Genomic DNA, 15910 nt, shown 5'->3' on the forward strand with positions numbered 1-15910 from the left:
CACTGTTGAATCCCAATGGTGTAATACACCTATCGCAAAACAACACACATGTAACAAATAAGACTAAGGAAACGTGCGGTATCCGCCACTCGCCATCGCTGTACAACACGCCTTATATGCCCTATCAATGCCGACTTCACCCACAAACATAAGCGAATACCTGAATGACTAATGCATCTGCAGGTATTAAGCAGCTAACGAACGGAAGCATGCACCTTAATGCTTGGTATCAGCCCTATCCATCCCTTACCTGAACAAGTAATTAGCCAACGTGAGATTAGCGTACACAGCTTCAGGTGGATCATAGGACCAAGCGGAACAACACTCTTGGGTACCGGCCATCATCGCTCACCGGCATTAGCGTATTACTTGATGTGCATTGTGATTGGGGACTACGACTGGGTAGGAAGCGTAAAGTTAATGGGTAAAACGTCTGCAGGTAAAGATAGTGATCTAAGAATAGGTCAAACCGAACGCACGATTTAACTGGATTAGTCTGGACTTAACCTGCCAACATTCAAATCACGATGCAATTAGATCCGATAGGTAGCTTTAGCTCACTTCAACATCAGAATGTTAACCCTATTTTAGTAATGCTAAAGAGCTTTGGCCTTATCAGTTTTATCCAATCGCAATTAAGTAAACCGCAGGTGATATTGGCGAGTCCTTTGGTTAAGGAGGACCGCTTGTGGTCATGCCCGCAATGCTTGTTAAGTCATTTGTAGTTTATTGGGCTGATAAGACCGAAAGGATTAGTGATGATTAACAACTAAAGTCAGCCAGTAGGCATGTCAGGATAGCCACTCCCTCAAACGTAGCGTAACCGACAGCGAAAAGCAGCCAGCCTTATGGGGTTAAGCCGATGAGGGGATAGGGTGTGAGTATCAGCCTGAATGTGGGGCCCAAATGCTGTCAACCAAGGTCAATAATCAGTCGAAAGTGAGCGTAAAAAAATGAGAAAGCTAAAACGATATCAAGTGATTACCAACCAAGCTGAAGAAAAAACAGCTACCGCAAAAAAGCAAATTCCTATAGCATCATCTGTATCAATTGACATGGATGTGGCAGCGGCCAAGTCCAACAAGCGATTTATGCCCTGCAAACAGTGCAACGCATAAATACTAAGACGTTAGGCAAATAAGGACATATCGTGCCAACAGTGAAATTCCCTAGCAAGTGCAACGAAAAAGAAATATTTAAATTTTGTTCGGAGGTTGAAAGCCATGCGGGTGTAGAAGAGCTTTTGATAGACTTCACATCAATGGGGCGAATCGAACCATTCTCTATGGTTTATGTGGCAAAGCAAATCAGAGATTTCAGTAGAAACAATCAAAATACAACAGTTAGCTGTACTGGGCACCAAAACAAGGTATATGCTGCAAATATGGCATTCTTTAGAGCTTTTGGTCTGAAGCATGGTCGGGAGCCGAATTGTAAACAGGGCAACGAATGCTTTGTACCATTCACAATTCTGCGAATTCGAACTATTGTTGATGAAGCATCCAAAGAATGGAAAGTAGCACAAGACGTCATAGAAAGTCGCTCAGAGCACTTGGCGAAAATTCTCTCCAGAGAAGATGGTGGAAACTTAGTAGACGCCCTTACATTTTCAATAAGAGAGATTATGCGAAATGTTCTCGAACACAGCCAGTCTCGCAGTATAGAATATTGTGCACAATTCTGGCCGACATATAACAAAGTAGAAATAGCCATTATCGACAATGGTATTGGCTTGAAGAAATCCCTCTCGGCGAACCCATTCATCCAAGTTCAATGTGATTCCGATGCCATTCAACAAGCACTGATGCCTGCAATTTCCAGTAAAAATTTCAAAGGAGCACGCATTGATAGAAACAACCCATGGCATAATTCAGGATTTGGTCTATATATGATCAGCCGAATTTGTCGGCTCGGCGGTAGTTTCTTGATTTGCAGTGGCGACCACGGAATAGCGTTAGATGAGCATGGAAAACAACATATTGATTTAGGCCATAAAGTCAAAGGCACCGCAGTTAGAATGGTTCTAAACACCAGCAAACTTACCGATTTGAGCCAAATGCTTGCAAAGTTCAGAGATGATGGCTATGAAATTGCAAAAGAAATTAAAGGCGTAGGCATGTATACCGCCTCAGCGGCGTCCCAAATGCTATCTAGAGATTTCAAGAAGCAAGCCTAAAAGATGGTTCAATTCGTTCGATTCACTCACTAGGGATCGGCTAAAACAGGCCCTTTAACCAAAAGTTATGTTCCAATTTGTTGTTCTAGAGGTTATTTATGTTGTTAGATATTAAAATTGCATGTTCATGTAACAATTATATTGACGGAACGGTTTACGTCCCACATCCAAATTATCTTTCTGATAGAGAAGAAAATAGTTTATCTGAACATTGGGAAGACATTTGGTGTCCATCATGCGGAAAAGAATTTAAAGTCTATGTTGCTAAAACGTTTAATAATCTCAAGTGTTATATCAATGATAGTAATGTAGAATTTAGTTTTGGCTTACCTTATGAAAACAAAGCAAGTGCAGTAGAACAATATCTTTTAGATGATCACCTTACCATTTTTATGGATCAAATGAACAGCTCTGAGAAGTTACTCGAAATAGAAGTATCTAAAGACGTTGATTTTAATTTATTAGTGATGGTTCATGGTCATGTTGTAGCTGCAGTTGAGCGTTATCTAGCATCTGTATGCATTAATATGATCGTCGAGTCACCTTATTTAATGCGTAAACTGCTAGAAAGTGACCCAGATTTAGGCAAAAGGACTTTTACGTTAAAAAGCTTATATAACGAACACGACAATGTTGAAAATACCATTTCTGAATATTTAAAAAACTTAATTTTCCATAAGATTGATAAAGTTAAACCAATGTATAAATCAGTTTTCGATATTGATTTTGGAAATATACAGTGGCTATTCTCATCAGTTAAAATTAGACATGACTGTGTTCATAGGGGTGGATATACAACAGAGGGTAATCAAGTATATTTAAAGAGGGAGAATATTAGTGCGTTAATTAATAATGCTAAAGGATTAATTGAAAAGATAGAGTATCTATTGAAAAAACTAGACTGATTCTTACTAGGGTGTTAATGAAATCCAATTTTAAATAGCGCGGTAGTCAACTACTACAGATGACAACCTTAATGTTATGAAGTGGTTTGCCAACAGCGCTAATGATAAAATACGATCCTGATGGGCGATAAATGATCAGCATATAACCACCTTATAGAAAGAAACCTAGAAAGTTAAGGTAAACTCATTTGGCGATTAGAGAATAGAATGGCGTTAATTTAATGACGTGCAGGTAAATAGGGATGTTTAATGGCTTTAAAAAATGAAACGAGGTTGTTCATAATTTTGATGTCAAGTTACTCTGGCTAAACCGATTTGAGCTCCATTTTGACTAATTCCACATTTTACGCAAAAAATTCACCAGCCATTTTATGATGAACGATGGCAATATATTGGTTATAAAATAAGTGTTCAGAGATTCTGATATTAAAGTTACCATGCGATACGCCAATTCGCCCCCAATCACCTCAATGATGTAATTACCAAAAAAATAACAGGATTACTGTAAAATGCATATTAATTATCAAAAAATAACTGGTTTACTCGTCCTCGTGAGTTGGACTCTCTTTCTATTTATCTTGCAACTACCAGAGTTAAAAAGTGTTGAATATTACTCTGATTTACTTTATTTGATTTTTCCTGCCTGCGCTATTTCATGTTGGCTTTATTTCCATTCTGAATTTGTAGATAAGTTAGATGGACAAATTGTAAGAAGTCGAGATTATACGATTTTTATAATAGGAATTATAGTTTGCTTTTCAGCAATAGCATTTTTCATTATAGGATTGATAGCATTGCGAACAAATATTCATATAGTTCTTTATTGCATTACAATCATTTCCATTTCAATGTCATTGATATCTAAGCCATTAACGAGATTAATAAAAGAGTCATTCGAATTTGAATCATATAACAATATAAATATTCAAGGCGCGAAAGTTAGAAATAAAAATAGCATTAATTTAAAAAATTTAAGTATAGACACATTTTCAAATATTCACACAACCTATATCTATACAAAGTTGCCTTTAACATATAAAGAATGCCTTAAGCTACAAAAGTTTTATAAAGCGTTTATTGATAAGGTTTATGCCGACTCCGAAACCTATCCGTGCCTACCGACAGAACTACTAGACGCCTTAGACTCTCTTGCTGCTCAACATGCCTATTATCAGACTAAACGAACGTCAATCGCGGTAGTAATAATTACTTCATTAATCACAGGCATTTTGACACTTTTAGCTACTATTTACTCTAAAGATCTTACGATTACCATATTTCAATTGTTGAATAGGTAGCTCTCGTAATCAAATGGGTATAATCGGGTAATATCTAACCTCAAGCCCCCACAGTATCATGCATGCGACTCCGTACTAGGTGGTTCATCTAAAATACCTAACCTAGACTTTCTGATTGGCTTCTTTTTTGAGAGTGAACTGCTATTCATTCATCACTCAGTAAACATAAATAGGTTGTTAAGATAATCGTTACTTATTTAATAATATGGATTGTAACTGTTAGAACTTAAGCACTAAATATTTTTTGTATAGATACATGCTAAAACGGAACCAGCTGACACGTTTACCCTCAGTGTCAAGATAGTTGTCCCCAACTATCTATTTCCACGCAGTCGAACCATTCTCGGCTGAGCAGGTAATTGAAGCCGAAGCTACCGCTCAACAGTCGTGTTAAGCGTTAGCAACGGCTCGCGAACCCGAAAGGGTTCGCTTTTTCGAAATAACCGTAAATTAACTATCTAACCTTTGCCTGAAAGGTTTCAAAGTTATTCAATGCATCAAACGCAGTAAACACATTCCAGCCATGACTTCTCAATACTTTCGCATTATCCATGTTAATTAACACAGCAACCTTGCGCCTAGGCCAACAAAGATCAATAGCAACCATACTGCTATTATTATTAATAACAATACCTAGCTCAGCGCCAGGTAAACCCATTGATTGACATTTCTGCAGTAGACCGTCCAATGCTGTATCTGCACACTCTCTGATGTTGTTATAATCAAATACATCAAATTTATGCTGTTCACGACGAAGTTGGTTTATTTTCAATATGTCATCATGACTTACATACAAGTGTCCATGATGGGGTTGTTTCTTATGACAATCGGCACAAAGACCACGCAGATTATCGCGACTATTGTTAGTCTTGTTTCCGTTGATATGGTGAACATGCAAAAGCTTCGATTCGTGACGTAAATTAACTCCACATTGTTCACAGGAATAATCAAGCTCAAGTCTAATTTTCGATGATATTGAGGGCCAATCAGCGGTATATCCTGCAGATTGAAAACCAGCAGTAGATTTAGGTAATGACTTAAAATAAGAGCTATAGGTTTCGAAAAATTGCGCGTAAGAGAAGTCTGATACAAACTTAGTTTTATCTCCCCAAGTTAGTCCAGGGAAATTCCTATGATTAAGTAAACATAAGCAATTCTGGCAAACTGCTAATTCTGCCTCACCTGCAATTTCTTTCTGAGAGTGGTACTCAATCCCGAAAATAGGAAATGTACCATCAATTCGGTTAGTAACATCATACCTATCATTAAATCGACCCCGTTCTCTCATGCCTATAATTGTTTTACACTCAGCAACATGGACTCTTTTTGCCCCTTTACCTTTACCATCAACAATGACCTGAGAGATGTTATTCCCTTGATCTGGGATATATAGCATGACCTGATGACCATTATAATTCAAAATACCATCAGAACCATCGATATCAGCTAGAACAAAATCTATCCCAATAATCCCTGTAATGAGATCAGCACCTATGCTCTCAAGTTCTGTTGACCGACTAGTAATAGTAAAGTTAGTAACAACTTTACCTAGCGGTGCCACAGCCCGATGTAAAGCACTAAAATCAACCGTCAGCTTCATTATTGTGCCTCTAATATCCGTTTAATCTGAATATCAGCATTTGTTATCGCTCTAAATGAAACTCGACGAGACATTGCTTCATCTTCCACATTATTTTTCATTATTAAGCGTGATGAAGAAAAACCAACAGCGGCGATATTCGCTTTGATCCACTCAGAGTCGTTTGGCATCAACGAATAACCATACTCTAAAACTGAGCGAGTACGACCTTGTGATAACTGCATATTATAAAAATATGCCTGTGCCTCAGTAGAGCCTCGAAGACCTAAACTTGATGTATGCCCCTCAATTCTGATTTCATCTAATGAATCCCTATAAGGTGTAAGCACCTTAATATATCTAGGGAAAAAATCATTCAGAATCTCTTTATAGGCATCGCTTAACCGTGTTTCATTATTAGCAAATAACACATCTGGTGATTGAAAGTTAAAGGCGAGCGTTTCCTTATCAATGGTCGCTCCCCACTTATCAAGATCATTTTTAAACTCATCTTCCAATGCTTGATAAATGGCCACTTGGTTTTCCTGATACGCGACAGCGACGTCTTTTATTTTGTCGTTTTCCTTCTGAGTAATCATCATGAACACAATCGCAATGAATAGAAAAACCATCATTAAACCGGCCATTAAGTCAGAAACAGTTAACCAATGTTCACCACTGTCTTGTGCACCATTGCTAGTGCCAAATATCTTGTCCATTAGGCTACTCGCTGATTAACAACTTCATTCATGGCTTGGGTTAACTTAATGTAATCGTCAACAAACTTACCACTGACTTGAGCTAGCGCTTGTCCCATCTCGTTCATGACACGGTTTATTTCCTGCTGCATTGCCGTATCAATCAGTTTAAGTTGTGAATCAACAGCTTCACCTGTTAAGCCTACCTGATGCTTCACTTGTTCTTCCATGGCATCAAATGTGCGTTTGGCTTGGTTGATTTGCTGAGTAGCAGCGTCATCAATCACTTCATTAAGTCGTTGTTGTAGTTTTTCAGCTGATTTAACGACGGTGTCACGGACATTCTCAGTGTCAGTGACTAAGTTTTGGTTTGCTTCTTTCATTGTGGAAGTCATATCTTTAGCGTCTGCAACTAACTTTTCAATCATGTCACGCATGGTGCTATTCAAGTCACTTACCGCATCTTGCAAATGTTGCTTGATAATTTCAGTCTGGGATTGCAGATAATCAGAACTTGTCTGTAAGCTTTCATTTGTACGGGATGTATTATTGGTAAATTCAGTCGCTGCTGTATCGATATTTTTACTTATGATATCAGAGCTCTCAGTTAAGCGAGCACCGACACTGTTAATCCCTTTCTCTGTTTCGCTGGCAAACTTCTCTAATAGATCATTTGACGTTTTCACATGATTTTTAATGTAATCATCAGACTCGGTTAGCAAGGTCTTATAATGCTCACTTGCAGTATTAACCGCCGCAGAAATATCTTCGACGGTGCTTTGAACTTGCGCTCTAATTTCAGGCACAGCTTTAACCGCTTCATCACGCATTAATTTAAAGGCTTCCAAATGGCGTTCAAGCTCAGCTAATTGATGCTGATTAACTTCCATTACGCCTTTTAGTTCATGCATAGATTGCGGGATGATTTTACTTTGCTCACTAATATGCGCAACTGATGACTCTGTTGCTGAAATGGACTCGACACCTTGGGCATATTGCTGCTGCATTTGCTCAAGTTGTAACTTATAGTTTTCTTGCCATTCAACCAGTTTAATCACAGCTTCATTTAGCAGTTTAAAGTTATCACCAAACTGCTCGGTTAAATTATTATTGAAATCTGCAATGACCTGTTTGAGGGCTTCAATCACTTGCTCTGTGGCAGACTTAGACAAAGTATCAGCAAAGTCTTGCAGTTTAAGCCAAAGCTTCTCAGAAAATGCGTCAAACTTTTCTTGTTGCTTAATGGATTGTTCTTGCAGATTTTTTGCCGACAATTTGGCATTGTCATTAATGTCACCACGCAGAATTTTAAGTTGCCCAAATAATGTGGATTCTTCATTACCCACAAGCGCATCTTTTAAAGTACGGGTTTCAGCAACTTGTGCCTGCATCGCACCTAATATTGCCTCAGGCGTAGCATGCGAAATACTCTCTTCAAGCTGCTTAGGCCTCAAAAAAGAAAATGTCGCTAATGTTTTGAAAATCAACGAGAGCAAAATACCCGCTAAACTGGTAATAAAAGCCGTTTTCAACCCTTCAAGTAAAGGCGGAATACTGGCTTCAATATCGAGCTGATTAAAATCTAACAAGCCCAATACAATGCCCAGAAATGTACCAAAAATACCCATAGTGGTTAATAAGGTCGGTACATAATTAACAAACTCAACTTGCTTTGCTTGTTTAGTAAAAAATAACCCTAATGCACACACTACAGCCATCAACACTAAAATGGCACTACTGACCGATTGTGTATTAAGGCTACGTAATAAACTCTCTAATATTTCCATATATTTTATATCTTTCTGTAGTTAAGGTAAGTGGTTAAATTGCCTGTTCGACGATGGCGTCAGTGAGGTGCAGTTGGGTAATTTGCGCATCCGCTAAACAGACTTTGAGTTGGTCGCAAAGTGCCATTAACTCATCAACTTTAGCGACAATGCGGTGTTGTTCTTCACGAGGCGCAAGGGGGATTGGCGCAGCTTTTAATTTATCTTGTGATATGTTCATTTGGCTTTCTGCCATTCCTGACTTAGCAGTTTCTAAGAACTCGGCAGTAGCACCAGCATTTAAACACAATGAAATGAATCTCTCTGACATACCAGTCTCAATTAAGTGAAATCGAATTATTTTATCTGAAATCATTAATTTAGGACGAGTCTTTTGTACAAGGCATGAAACGCCTACTCTATTTTTAGGGCCTGCTCGAGTTATTAAAATATCACCGACTTTCACTTCATATTGATGCCTTGGCTCTTTAGATTCTGACAACACCTTATTCTCATATTCGCGGTATTCCATACTCTGCACAGCAGTCGTCTTTAGCACCCCCCAAACTTCATTGCTTGGCGATGCTTCTGGTGGACACGCTGGACTCCAACCAGCATCCATTATTGTTATCAAGGCATTCAGTTTTACCCACGCCCACCCACTCGGTAGTTCAAACGGTTTTTCTTCTTCGGTGATGGCGGGCTGTGGCTTCTGCTTTTTGATTTTTCCCTCTTTGATCAGCTGGGCTTTTTCTTTGGCGATACGCGCGAGTAGTTTGGCTGCTGGTTCGTCATTAGGGTCTTGTTTTACTAGCTTACCCATCACGGCAAGTTGGAGGATGGTTTGCTTTAGCGTGTCGATGCTGGCACTCGTAGTGAACAAGGTGTCGAAGTGTTCGGCAACACGTTGCCAATCCTTAACAAAGCTATTTGTAAAAGGCCGTTCAAGGCTGACATCAGATTGACTTGCAGTATTAGCAGCCGTTTGTGGCAATAGCAGCGCATTGAGCAGGGTTTCGACTAAGATTTGGTGTGCCGAAATACTGGCTTCAGTTTGTGCTTCAAGGGCATCACACAAGCTCATCAACTCATCGACTTTAGCGACGATTCGGTGTTGTTCTTCGAGTGGGGCTATTGGAACAGGAAGCTCTTCCCATTTTCCACGGTTAATAATAGGTGTAGCAGATCCAGTCGCCTTTTCTAAGACAGAAGAATGAAAACTATTAGTTGATAACGCAAAATACAAATATTTACTTGCTATATGTAATGGCGAAATACAGTTAATCTGCTGATTAAACCCAGAACGTTCAACAACAATCGCCGCTTTACCAATAGATCCACCAATGCAGACCATGAAAATATCACCTGGTAATGCTTCGCAACTATTCCCAAGACCACTTTGACTTAAAAATTTTTCTGCCTTTAAAACAATTCCTGCCGGCGTAATTTGTCCAGGCCCAATAAAAGGAATATTTCCATCAAAAAAGCTAGATTGTTTTGTACTGGGTGTTTTTCCCGTAGAGCCTAAACCAGTTTCTGAAAGTCTCGACCATTCCCATCCATTCGGCAATTCAAACGGCTTTTCATCATCACTAATCTCTGGTAACGGCTTCTGTTTTTTAAGCTTCCCCTCCTTCACTAACTGCGCTTTTTCAGCAGCAATGCGTTCTAGCAAGACTGACGCGGGTTCATAGTTCGCACTATTTCTCGCCTCGCGGCTGGCCTGCGGCACTAACTTACCGCGCACGGCGAGTTCTAAAATCAGTTCACGCAGTTTTTTAATGCCATAAAGCGAAAACTTTTTTGAACTGCCACGGCCTGCTGAAGACTTTTGTTCTATCGCAGTCGTCCAAATATCAAGGTGCGTGGTAATTAAATTTTCAGCCGTTGGCGTGGCTTCGGTATTGTGAGCGTGAGTGTCTGTTATGGATAAATCAGCCATTACTTGCCCTCACCTTTTGATGCTGCCGAAGGTGACGATAATGCCGCAGACAAGATGCCTTTAAGTTGGTCACGCAAGGCTTGAATATCCGCTTGTTGTTTGGCGTAATCGGCTAACAAGGCTTGCGGATCGTGGCTGACCACTTCGCCCACATGCGGGTTTTTAATATCGAGGTTGTAGTTACGGGCAATAATGTCGTCGATGGAGACTTTCCATGCTTGCTCGTTTTCGACCCGCGCTGCAAAACCATCGGCTTCATCGCCCCACCACACGAGTTCTGTTTCAAACTCTTCAAACTTCATGGGCTTAGTTTTGTTGTAGTTTTTCACCCCTGCTGGGTAAGGATGCTCGTAAAACCAGACATGTTTAGTCGGCGTGCCCTTAGTGAAAAACAGGATATTGGTTTTAATGCCAGTGTAAGGATTAAACACACCGTTAGGTAAACGCACTATGGTGTGCAGATTACATTCTTCGAGCAGCATTTTTTTAATTTTGGTTTTAACGCCTTCACCAAACAAGGTGCCATCGGGCAATACCACGGCTGCGCGGCCGCCCTTGCCATTTGTTGCAGGGGCAAGCACTTCGATAATCAGCTGCAGGAATAAGTCGGCGGTTTCGCGGGTTTGGAACTCGCTAGGGAAATTTTTTTCAATCCCGTCCTCTTCGGTGCCGCCAAAAGGCGGGTTGGTGATGATGACATCGATATCTTCATCCCAGCTTGATAAGGGTTTGTTTAAGGTATTGCCGTGTTTAATTTGTACGGGCACTTCAATGCCGTGGAGCATCATGTTGGTGGTACACAGTAAGTGCGGTAATTGCTTTTTCTCTACCCCATGAATTTGCTGTTGCAGAGTTTGGTGATCATCCGCTGTCTTGACGTAATTGGCTTTTACATGATCAAAGGCACAGGCCAAAAAGCCGCCGGTGCCACAGGCCGGATCCATAATCGACTCGCCAAGCTTAGGGTCTGTCACAGCAACAATAAACTTGGTGATGGCACGCGGAGTATAGAACTCGCCTGCATTACCCGCGCTTTGCAAGTCTTTTAAAATTTGCTCGTACAAGTCACCAAACAAATGCCGCTCTTTTGAGTCGGTAAAGTCAATTTCGTTAAGCTTGTTAATCACCTGACGTAATAGCGTGCCATTTTTCATGTAGTTAAAGGCATCCGAAAACGCCGCTTTTACCACATAACCGCGGGGATTTTTATCTATCGGGGCGGTGAGATTTTTAAGATCAGGGAATAGCTCATCATTCACAAAATCAAGCAGCTCGTCACCTGTGATGCCTTCGTTATCGGCCGCCCAATTGCGCCATAAAAATTCACTCGGGATAGGTGTACTGTAATCATCGAGTTCTAGCTCTAACTGCTCTTCTTGGGCATCGAATACTTTTAAGAACAGTAACCAAGACATTTGGCCTAGTCGCTGGGCATCGCCATCGACGCCGGCATCTTTACGCATAATGTCTTGAATGGATTTAACGGCTGAACTGATAGACATAAATTTCTCTTTTCGTTTTTAATGCTTAACGCTTATTTTTTAGTTATAAGTAAAACGCACCAAAGTACGCACTGCTTATTAGGCTGATTATTGTGCTATTTGGTAGATTTCGGCTTCTAACTCACTAATGGCTTGTTCGTACTGGGGTTTGCCACCAAAGCCTTTTTTGATGATGTCACTTAAACTGCCTATGTCATTAAATGGCTGAACTTTAAGCACTTGCAGATTTTCAATTTCTTGCACGCCCACATCGGCATATTTTATCAATAAATTCTCGAGTACGGCTTGGGCCGTGTCGGAATATTTAGTGAAATAATTGCGTTTTTTAACGTTATTAGCCCGTTCAGCGCGGGTTAACGGCGGTTGGTCATACACGACATGGCAAATTATATCGAAGGGATCCATGTCTTTGCCCACTTCTTCCTCAAGTGCTGACCAAATAATCCCCTCTTGCGCCAGCTCATCGATTACCGCTTGTTTACGGTCGGCGTCATTCCAACGCCTGACAAACTCATCAAGCGAACTGAACTGTTTCGCCATGGTTTTACGGGTGTAATCCTTAAAGGATTCAGTGACCAGTTTGCCGTCGCTGTCGTAATACTGCACCCGCTCTGCAACTTTGCTGACTGTCACGCCAGATACGCGGTACTTGTTGACCTTACGGATTTCGCCTTCGTCCCATTCACCTTCATCAAAGCTACCATCGCCTTGAGGATCATTTTTGGTGTTGTCTTGGCCTTCGCCTTGTTGTTCATCTTGAATGTCCCCCTGAACATCTTCCTCGTTTGGTTCATCATCAGCGGCATCAATATCCACGTCTTCATCTTCAATGTCTTCAGGCGTCACTTTAATGATTTTTTCAGGGGTACCATCAAAACGTTCGTCGGCAAATAACTCGGTTGCCTTTTTGAAATCCAGAATGGTAAACCATAACTTATTATATTTATCATCGATTCGAGTGCCGCGACCGATGATCTGCTTAAATTTGGTCATGGATTGAATATTTTGATCGAGCACCACTAACTTACAGGTTTTCGCATCGACACCTGTGGTCATGAGTTCTGAGGTGGTCGCAATAACCGGATAGGCCTTTTTAGGGTTGATGAAGTTATCCAGCTGGGCTTTGCCGAGTTCATCATCACCGGTGATCTTCATAACGTATTTGTCATTTTTCGCCATTTGCTCAGGGTTAAGATTGGCAAGCGCGCGGCGCATCCGTTCGGCGTGATCAATATCGTTGCAAAAAACAATGGTTTTACCCATAGGATCGGTGCGTTTAAGGTAGTTAGTTATGGTTTCGGCCACCAACTGAGTACGCTCATCAATCACCATAGTGCGGTCAAAGTCTTTTTGGTTATAGATCCTGTCTTCGATCACTTCGCCATTGTTGTCGATTTGGCCCTTTGTAGGTCGCCAGCCTTGTAAGTCCACATCAATATCCACACGAACCACTTTATAAGGCGCTAAGAAACCATCGTCGATACCTTCTTTGAGCGAATAGGTGTAAAGCGGATCGCCAAAATAATCAGAGTTAGAGACCTCATCGGTTTCTTTTGGGGTTGCGGTTAAGCCTACTTGCGCGGCACTGCTAAAATACTCGAGAATTTCGCGCCAAGCGCTGTCGTCACTGGCACTGCCACGATGACATTCATCAATAATGATCAGGTCAAAAAAGTCTGGAGCGACTTGTTTAAACGCTTTTTGACTCTCATCAGGGCCAGTCAGTGCTTGATAAAGTGCTAGATGGATTTCATAAGCAGGATCGACTGTTCGGCCAGTAATTTTGGTCATCGATGTGCCAAAGGGCTGAAAATCGTTTATGCGAGTTTGATCGACCAAAATATTACGGTCAGCGAGGAATAAAATGCGTTTCTTGGCACGGGATTTCCATAACCGCCAAATGATTTGAAATGCTGTGTAGGTTTTACCTGTGCCCGTTGCCATCACCAGCAATACCCGATCTTTACCCGATGAGATAGCTTCAACGGTTTTATTGATGGCTTGCAACTGATAATAACGCGGGTGCTTACCCGTGCCGTCATCGTAATAGGCTTCGTTAATGATAGGTAACTGCGCTGCGGTATAACCTTTCCAAATACAATATTTAGCCCAGAGTTCTTCAGGACTAGGAAAATCTTCTAAGCGGATTTCGGATTCAAGGTTGTGAGCCTCTGGCGTGCCCGGGCTGTTTGTGATGGCATGGGTCTTGTCATGGAAGATAAAACCATCGCCGTTAGAGGCAAACACAAAGGGAACATCGAGCAAATGAGCATAATCGAGTGCTTGTTGTATGCCCTTACCGACTTCATGCTTATTCGCTTTAGCCTCAATCACCGCCAGCGGCATACTCGGTTTATGGTAGAGCACAATGTCGGCTGACTTAACCGTTGTGCGCATGCCCATTTGACCCCGCACAATCACCTTACCATCACGCAACTTCACCTCCTGGCGAATTTGCGTCATATCATCCCAACCCGCATTTTTTACCGCAGGCATGATGAACTTTGTGATGATATCTGTTTCGGTTAACTTTGCTTTATTGATGCTCGCGTTATGGTTGACCATTACTAATCCAATTCCCTCTAGATAGATAACCGAATACTTAGATTGTGGAGTTTGCCACAAAGTCCTTGAGTGTCCTAAGATTTGAACGGCAATGACCTGACAATTTGTTTATTTTGTGTTTTATATCAAAACCAAACTATGAGGATGAACTTACTTATTGATAAGGGGAAAGGGTGACTCGGGGTGAAATATTAATAAGTTAAAACGATAGCGGAAGTGATTATTTTTGATGAATGCATCAAAGGTGTGCAACCAACTCTCGAGTTCAGCACCATGGTAAGACACTAAGCAATTGAGTAATTTGTACAGCTTAAACCAAAGAGTAATGCCTCTTTGCCTAAATTAGAATGTCGCAGTTATTATCTGAATTTTGTGGTGGCGACTGCCATTTGATAAAGTACTAGTAACGGGTTAGCCGTCTTGGTGGATAACCGTCTAACCCGCCAGCCCTCGTAAGAGGGCGTTCCTTCTAATTCATCCTATCTAGCAGTGCCATTTCGGCTTTTCTTAGCCAGAAGATATAGGACTTTTTGCTGTCAAATCCCATTAAGGCCCACTGCTCTTTGCACAGGTAATGGGCGCGAATGGCGCGTTTGCAGTTTATGGATAACTGCTCAACGAGGTGGTCAAAATGGGCGACGTGGGCAGGCACGTTGAGTTCGTGCTTTAAGTTGCCGCCGCCCAGCGCTTCACCTAAGCGGTCGCAGGCGCTGCGGTTCGAAAACCCCTTGCCCAGTTCTTGGTGCACCCAATAACGGCCCCAGCGATATAACCCTAACCGCAACGCCTTAATGTTCATCCTCTGCTCGGGTTCATCGCTAAAGCCCATTAGCCACCTCATTTATCTTCTCAATCGAAAGCTTAAACACATCAAGGCATATCGATGTCACATCGTCATAGGGCGCAGTAGTACGGCCATTTTCCCAACGTTGGTAAGTGTTGCGGCTAATGCCGTAAATCTCAGCCACTTCGTCTTGGGTCATGCCCCGTAAACGGCGCCCTACTTTCAATACATCCGCGGCGCGATTAGCCATAAATCCTCCTGCGTGAAGTCCATAACCCAGTTGTTTTAATTGTAATTGTCATTGTTATCGTCATAACCACCCCACTAACATTGGCTCGTCTGGCTCACTCGGCTCAGTGGTCGATTGGCGCATAATCTCGGGCGCCACATCATCAAACCCCAGCGTGATTAAGTGTGCGTGGTAGGCATCCAACGCCATCAACATGCCCTTATCTAAGGTGCTGTTAACGTAAGTGCGTAGCAGTAATGGCAAGGTGTGATTCAATATCCGCTCACCCACCATGGTATCTACGCCCATGTCGGCAATAATGGTGCGGCACAGTTTGCGCAGTGCATGCGATGTAAACGCCTTAAACCGAATCGTTTCACTCCAATACTGCGCGGTGCGAATGCTCACCGGCCCCACTTCGCCTGGGAACAAAAACGCCCGCTTGCCCACATGCGTGTATTGCCAA

11 protein-coding genes and 2 pseudogenes are annotated in these 15910 nt (G+C 41.6%); 4 read left to right on the top strand and 9 right to left on the bottom strand.

What is annotated here, in order from left to right; translation table 11 throughout:
* Positions 1 to 623: 623 nt before the first annotated feature.
* The 4 genes and pseudogenes from FW758_RS22840 to FW758_RS22855 form a co-directional block, all read left to right on the top strand.
* Positions 624 to 773: pseudogene (locus tag FW758_RS22840) on the top strand (IS91 family transposase); the annotation flags it as partial.
* A 377-nt stretch (positions 774 to 1150) separates the two neighbouring features.
* Positions 1151 to 2176: a hypothetical protein gene (locus FW758_RS22845; RefSeq protein ID WP_413493542.1), complete on the top strand. Its 1026-nt coding sequence runs from the start codon at positions 1151 to 1153 to the stop codon at positions 2174 to 2176.
* A gap of 98 nt (positions 2177 to 2274) precedes the next feature.
* Positions 2275 to 3081 carry a hypothetical protein gene (locus FW758_RS22850; protein WP_446446624.1) on the top strand — a complete coding sequence of 269 codons (807 nt, stop codon included), beginning with the start codon at positions 2275 to 2277 and terminating at the stop codon, positions 3079 to 3081.
* Positions 3082 to 3590: 509 nt separating this feature from the next.
* Positions 3591 to 4379 carry a hypothetical protein gene (locus FW758_RS22855; RefSeq protein WP_446446625.1) on the top strand — a complete coding sequence of 263 codons (789 nt, stop codon included), beginning with the start codon at positions 3591 to 3593 and terminating at the stop codon, positions 4377 to 4379.
* Positions 4380 to 4833: 454 nt separating this feature from the next.
* Here the strand turns inward: FW758_RS22855 and FW758_RS22860 are convergent, their stop codons facing one another.
* The 9 genes and pseudogenes from FW758_RS22860 to FW758_RS22900 all read right to left on the bottom strand — a co-directional run.
* Positions 4834 to 5979 (bottom strand): HNH endonuclease, encoded by a 1146-nt coding sequence (locus FW758_RS22860; RefSeq protein ID WP_413488983.1) that lies wholly within the window; start codon positions 5977 to 5979, stop codon positions 4834 to 4836.
* Positions 5979 to 6677 (bottom strand): OmpA family protein, encoded by a 699-nt coding sequence (locus tag FW758_RS22865; RefSeq protein ID WP_115334757.1) that lies wholly within the window; start codon positions 6675 to 6677, stop codon positions 5979 to 5981. Before FW758_RS22865 ends, FW758_RS22860 begins: the two co-directional genes overlap by 1 nt.
* Positions 6677 to 8443 (bottom strand): hypothetical protein, encoded by a 1767-nt coding sequence (locus FW758_RS22870; RefSeq protein WP_446446626.1) that lies wholly within the window; start codon positions 8441 to 8443, stop codon positions 6677 to 6679. The genes FW758_RS22865 and FW758_RS22870 overlap by 1 nt, the downstream gene beginning before the upstream one ends.
* 34 nt (positions 8444 to 8477) lie before the next feature.
* The gene (locus FW758_RS22875; protein WP_446446627.1) at positions 8478 to 10364 is read right to left on the bottom strand and encodes a restriction endonuclease subunit S; all 1887 of its coding nucleotides are present in this window, start codon (positions 10362 to 10364) and stop codon (positions 8478 to 8480) included.
* Positions 10364 to 11866: a type I restriction-modification system subunit M gene (locus FW758_RS22880; protein WP_012089061.1), complete on the bottom strand. Its 1503-nt coding sequence runs from the start codon at positions 11864 to 11866 to the stop codon at positions 10364 to 10366. Before FW758_RS22880 ends, FW758_RS22875 begins: the two co-directional genes overlap by 1 nt.
* Before the next feature lie 87 nt (positions 11867 to 11953).
* Positions 11954 to 14431, bottom strand: coding sequence for an EcoAI/FtnUII family type I restriction enzme subunit R (gene hsdR, locus FW758_RS22885; protein ID WP_012089060.1), 2478 nt, complete (start codon positions 14429 to 14431; stop codon positions 11954 to 11956).
* A gap of 469 nt (positions 14432 to 14900) precedes the next feature.
* Entirely contained in the window at positions 14901 to 15260 is a 360-nt protein-coding gene (locus FW758_RS22890) for a hypothetical protein (RefSeq protein ID WP_006083861.1), read from the bottom strand.
* Positions 15250 to 15465, bottom strand: coding sequence for a helix-turn-helix transcriptional regulator (locus tag FW758_RS22895; protein WP_006082023.1), 216 nt, complete (start codon positions 15463 to 15465; stop codon positions 15250 to 15252). Before FW758_RS22895 ends, FW758_RS22890 begins: the two co-directional genes overlap by 11 nt.
* Before the next feature lie 60 nt (positions 15466 to 15525).
* A pseudogene (locus FW758_RS22900) lies at positions 15526 to 15910 on the bottom strand (tyrosine-type recombinase/integrase); the annotation flags it as partial.

The sequence above is a fragment of the Shewanella sp. 1180_01 genome (assembly GCF_052850535.1).

What these genes read in the sequence shown, in the direction of transcription:
- FW758_RS22850 (WP_446446624.1), top strand. Translation starts at nt 2,275, where the DNA reads ATGTTGTTAGATATTAAAATTGCATGTTCATGTAACAATTATATTGAC.
- FW758_RS22855 (WP_446446625.1), top strand. Translation starts at nt 3,591, where the DNA reads ATGCATATTAATTATCAAAAAATAACTGGTTTACTCGTCCTCGTGAGT.
- FW758_RS22860 (WP_413488983.1), bottom strand. Translation starts at nt 5,979, where the DNA reads ATGAAGCTGACGGTTGATTTTAGTGCTTTACATCGGGCTGTGGCACCG.
- FW758_RS22865 (WP_115334757.1), bottom strand. Translation starts at nt 6,677, where the DNA reads ATGGACAAGATATTTGGCACTAGCAATGGTGCACAAGACAGTGGTGAA.
- FW758_RS22870 (WP_446446626.1), bottom strand. Translation starts at nt 8,443, where the DNA reads ATGGAAATATTAGAGAGTTTATTACGTAGCCTTAATACACAATCGGTC.
- FW758_RS22875 (WP_446446627.1), bottom strand. Translation starts at nt 10,364, where the DNA reads ATGGCTGATTTATCCATAACAGACACTCACGCTCACAATACCGAAGCC.
- FW758_RS22880 (WP_012089061.1), bottom strand. Translation starts at nt 11,866, where the DNA reads ATGTCTATCAGTTCAGCCGTTAAATCCATTCAAGACATTATGCGTAAA.
- hsdR (WP_012089060.1), bottom strand. Translation starts at nt 14,431, where the DNA reads ATGGTCAACCATAACGCGAGCATCAATAAAGCAAAGTTAACCGAAACA.
- FW758_RS22890 (WP_006083861.1), bottom strand. Translation starts at nt 15,260, where the DNA reads ATGGGCTTTAGCGATGAACCCGAGCAGAGGATGAACATTAAGGCGTTG.
- FW758_RS22895 (WP_006082023.1), bottom strand. Translation starts at nt 15,465, where the DNA reads ATGGCTAATCGCGCCGCGGATGTATTGAAAGTAGGGCGCCGTTTACGG.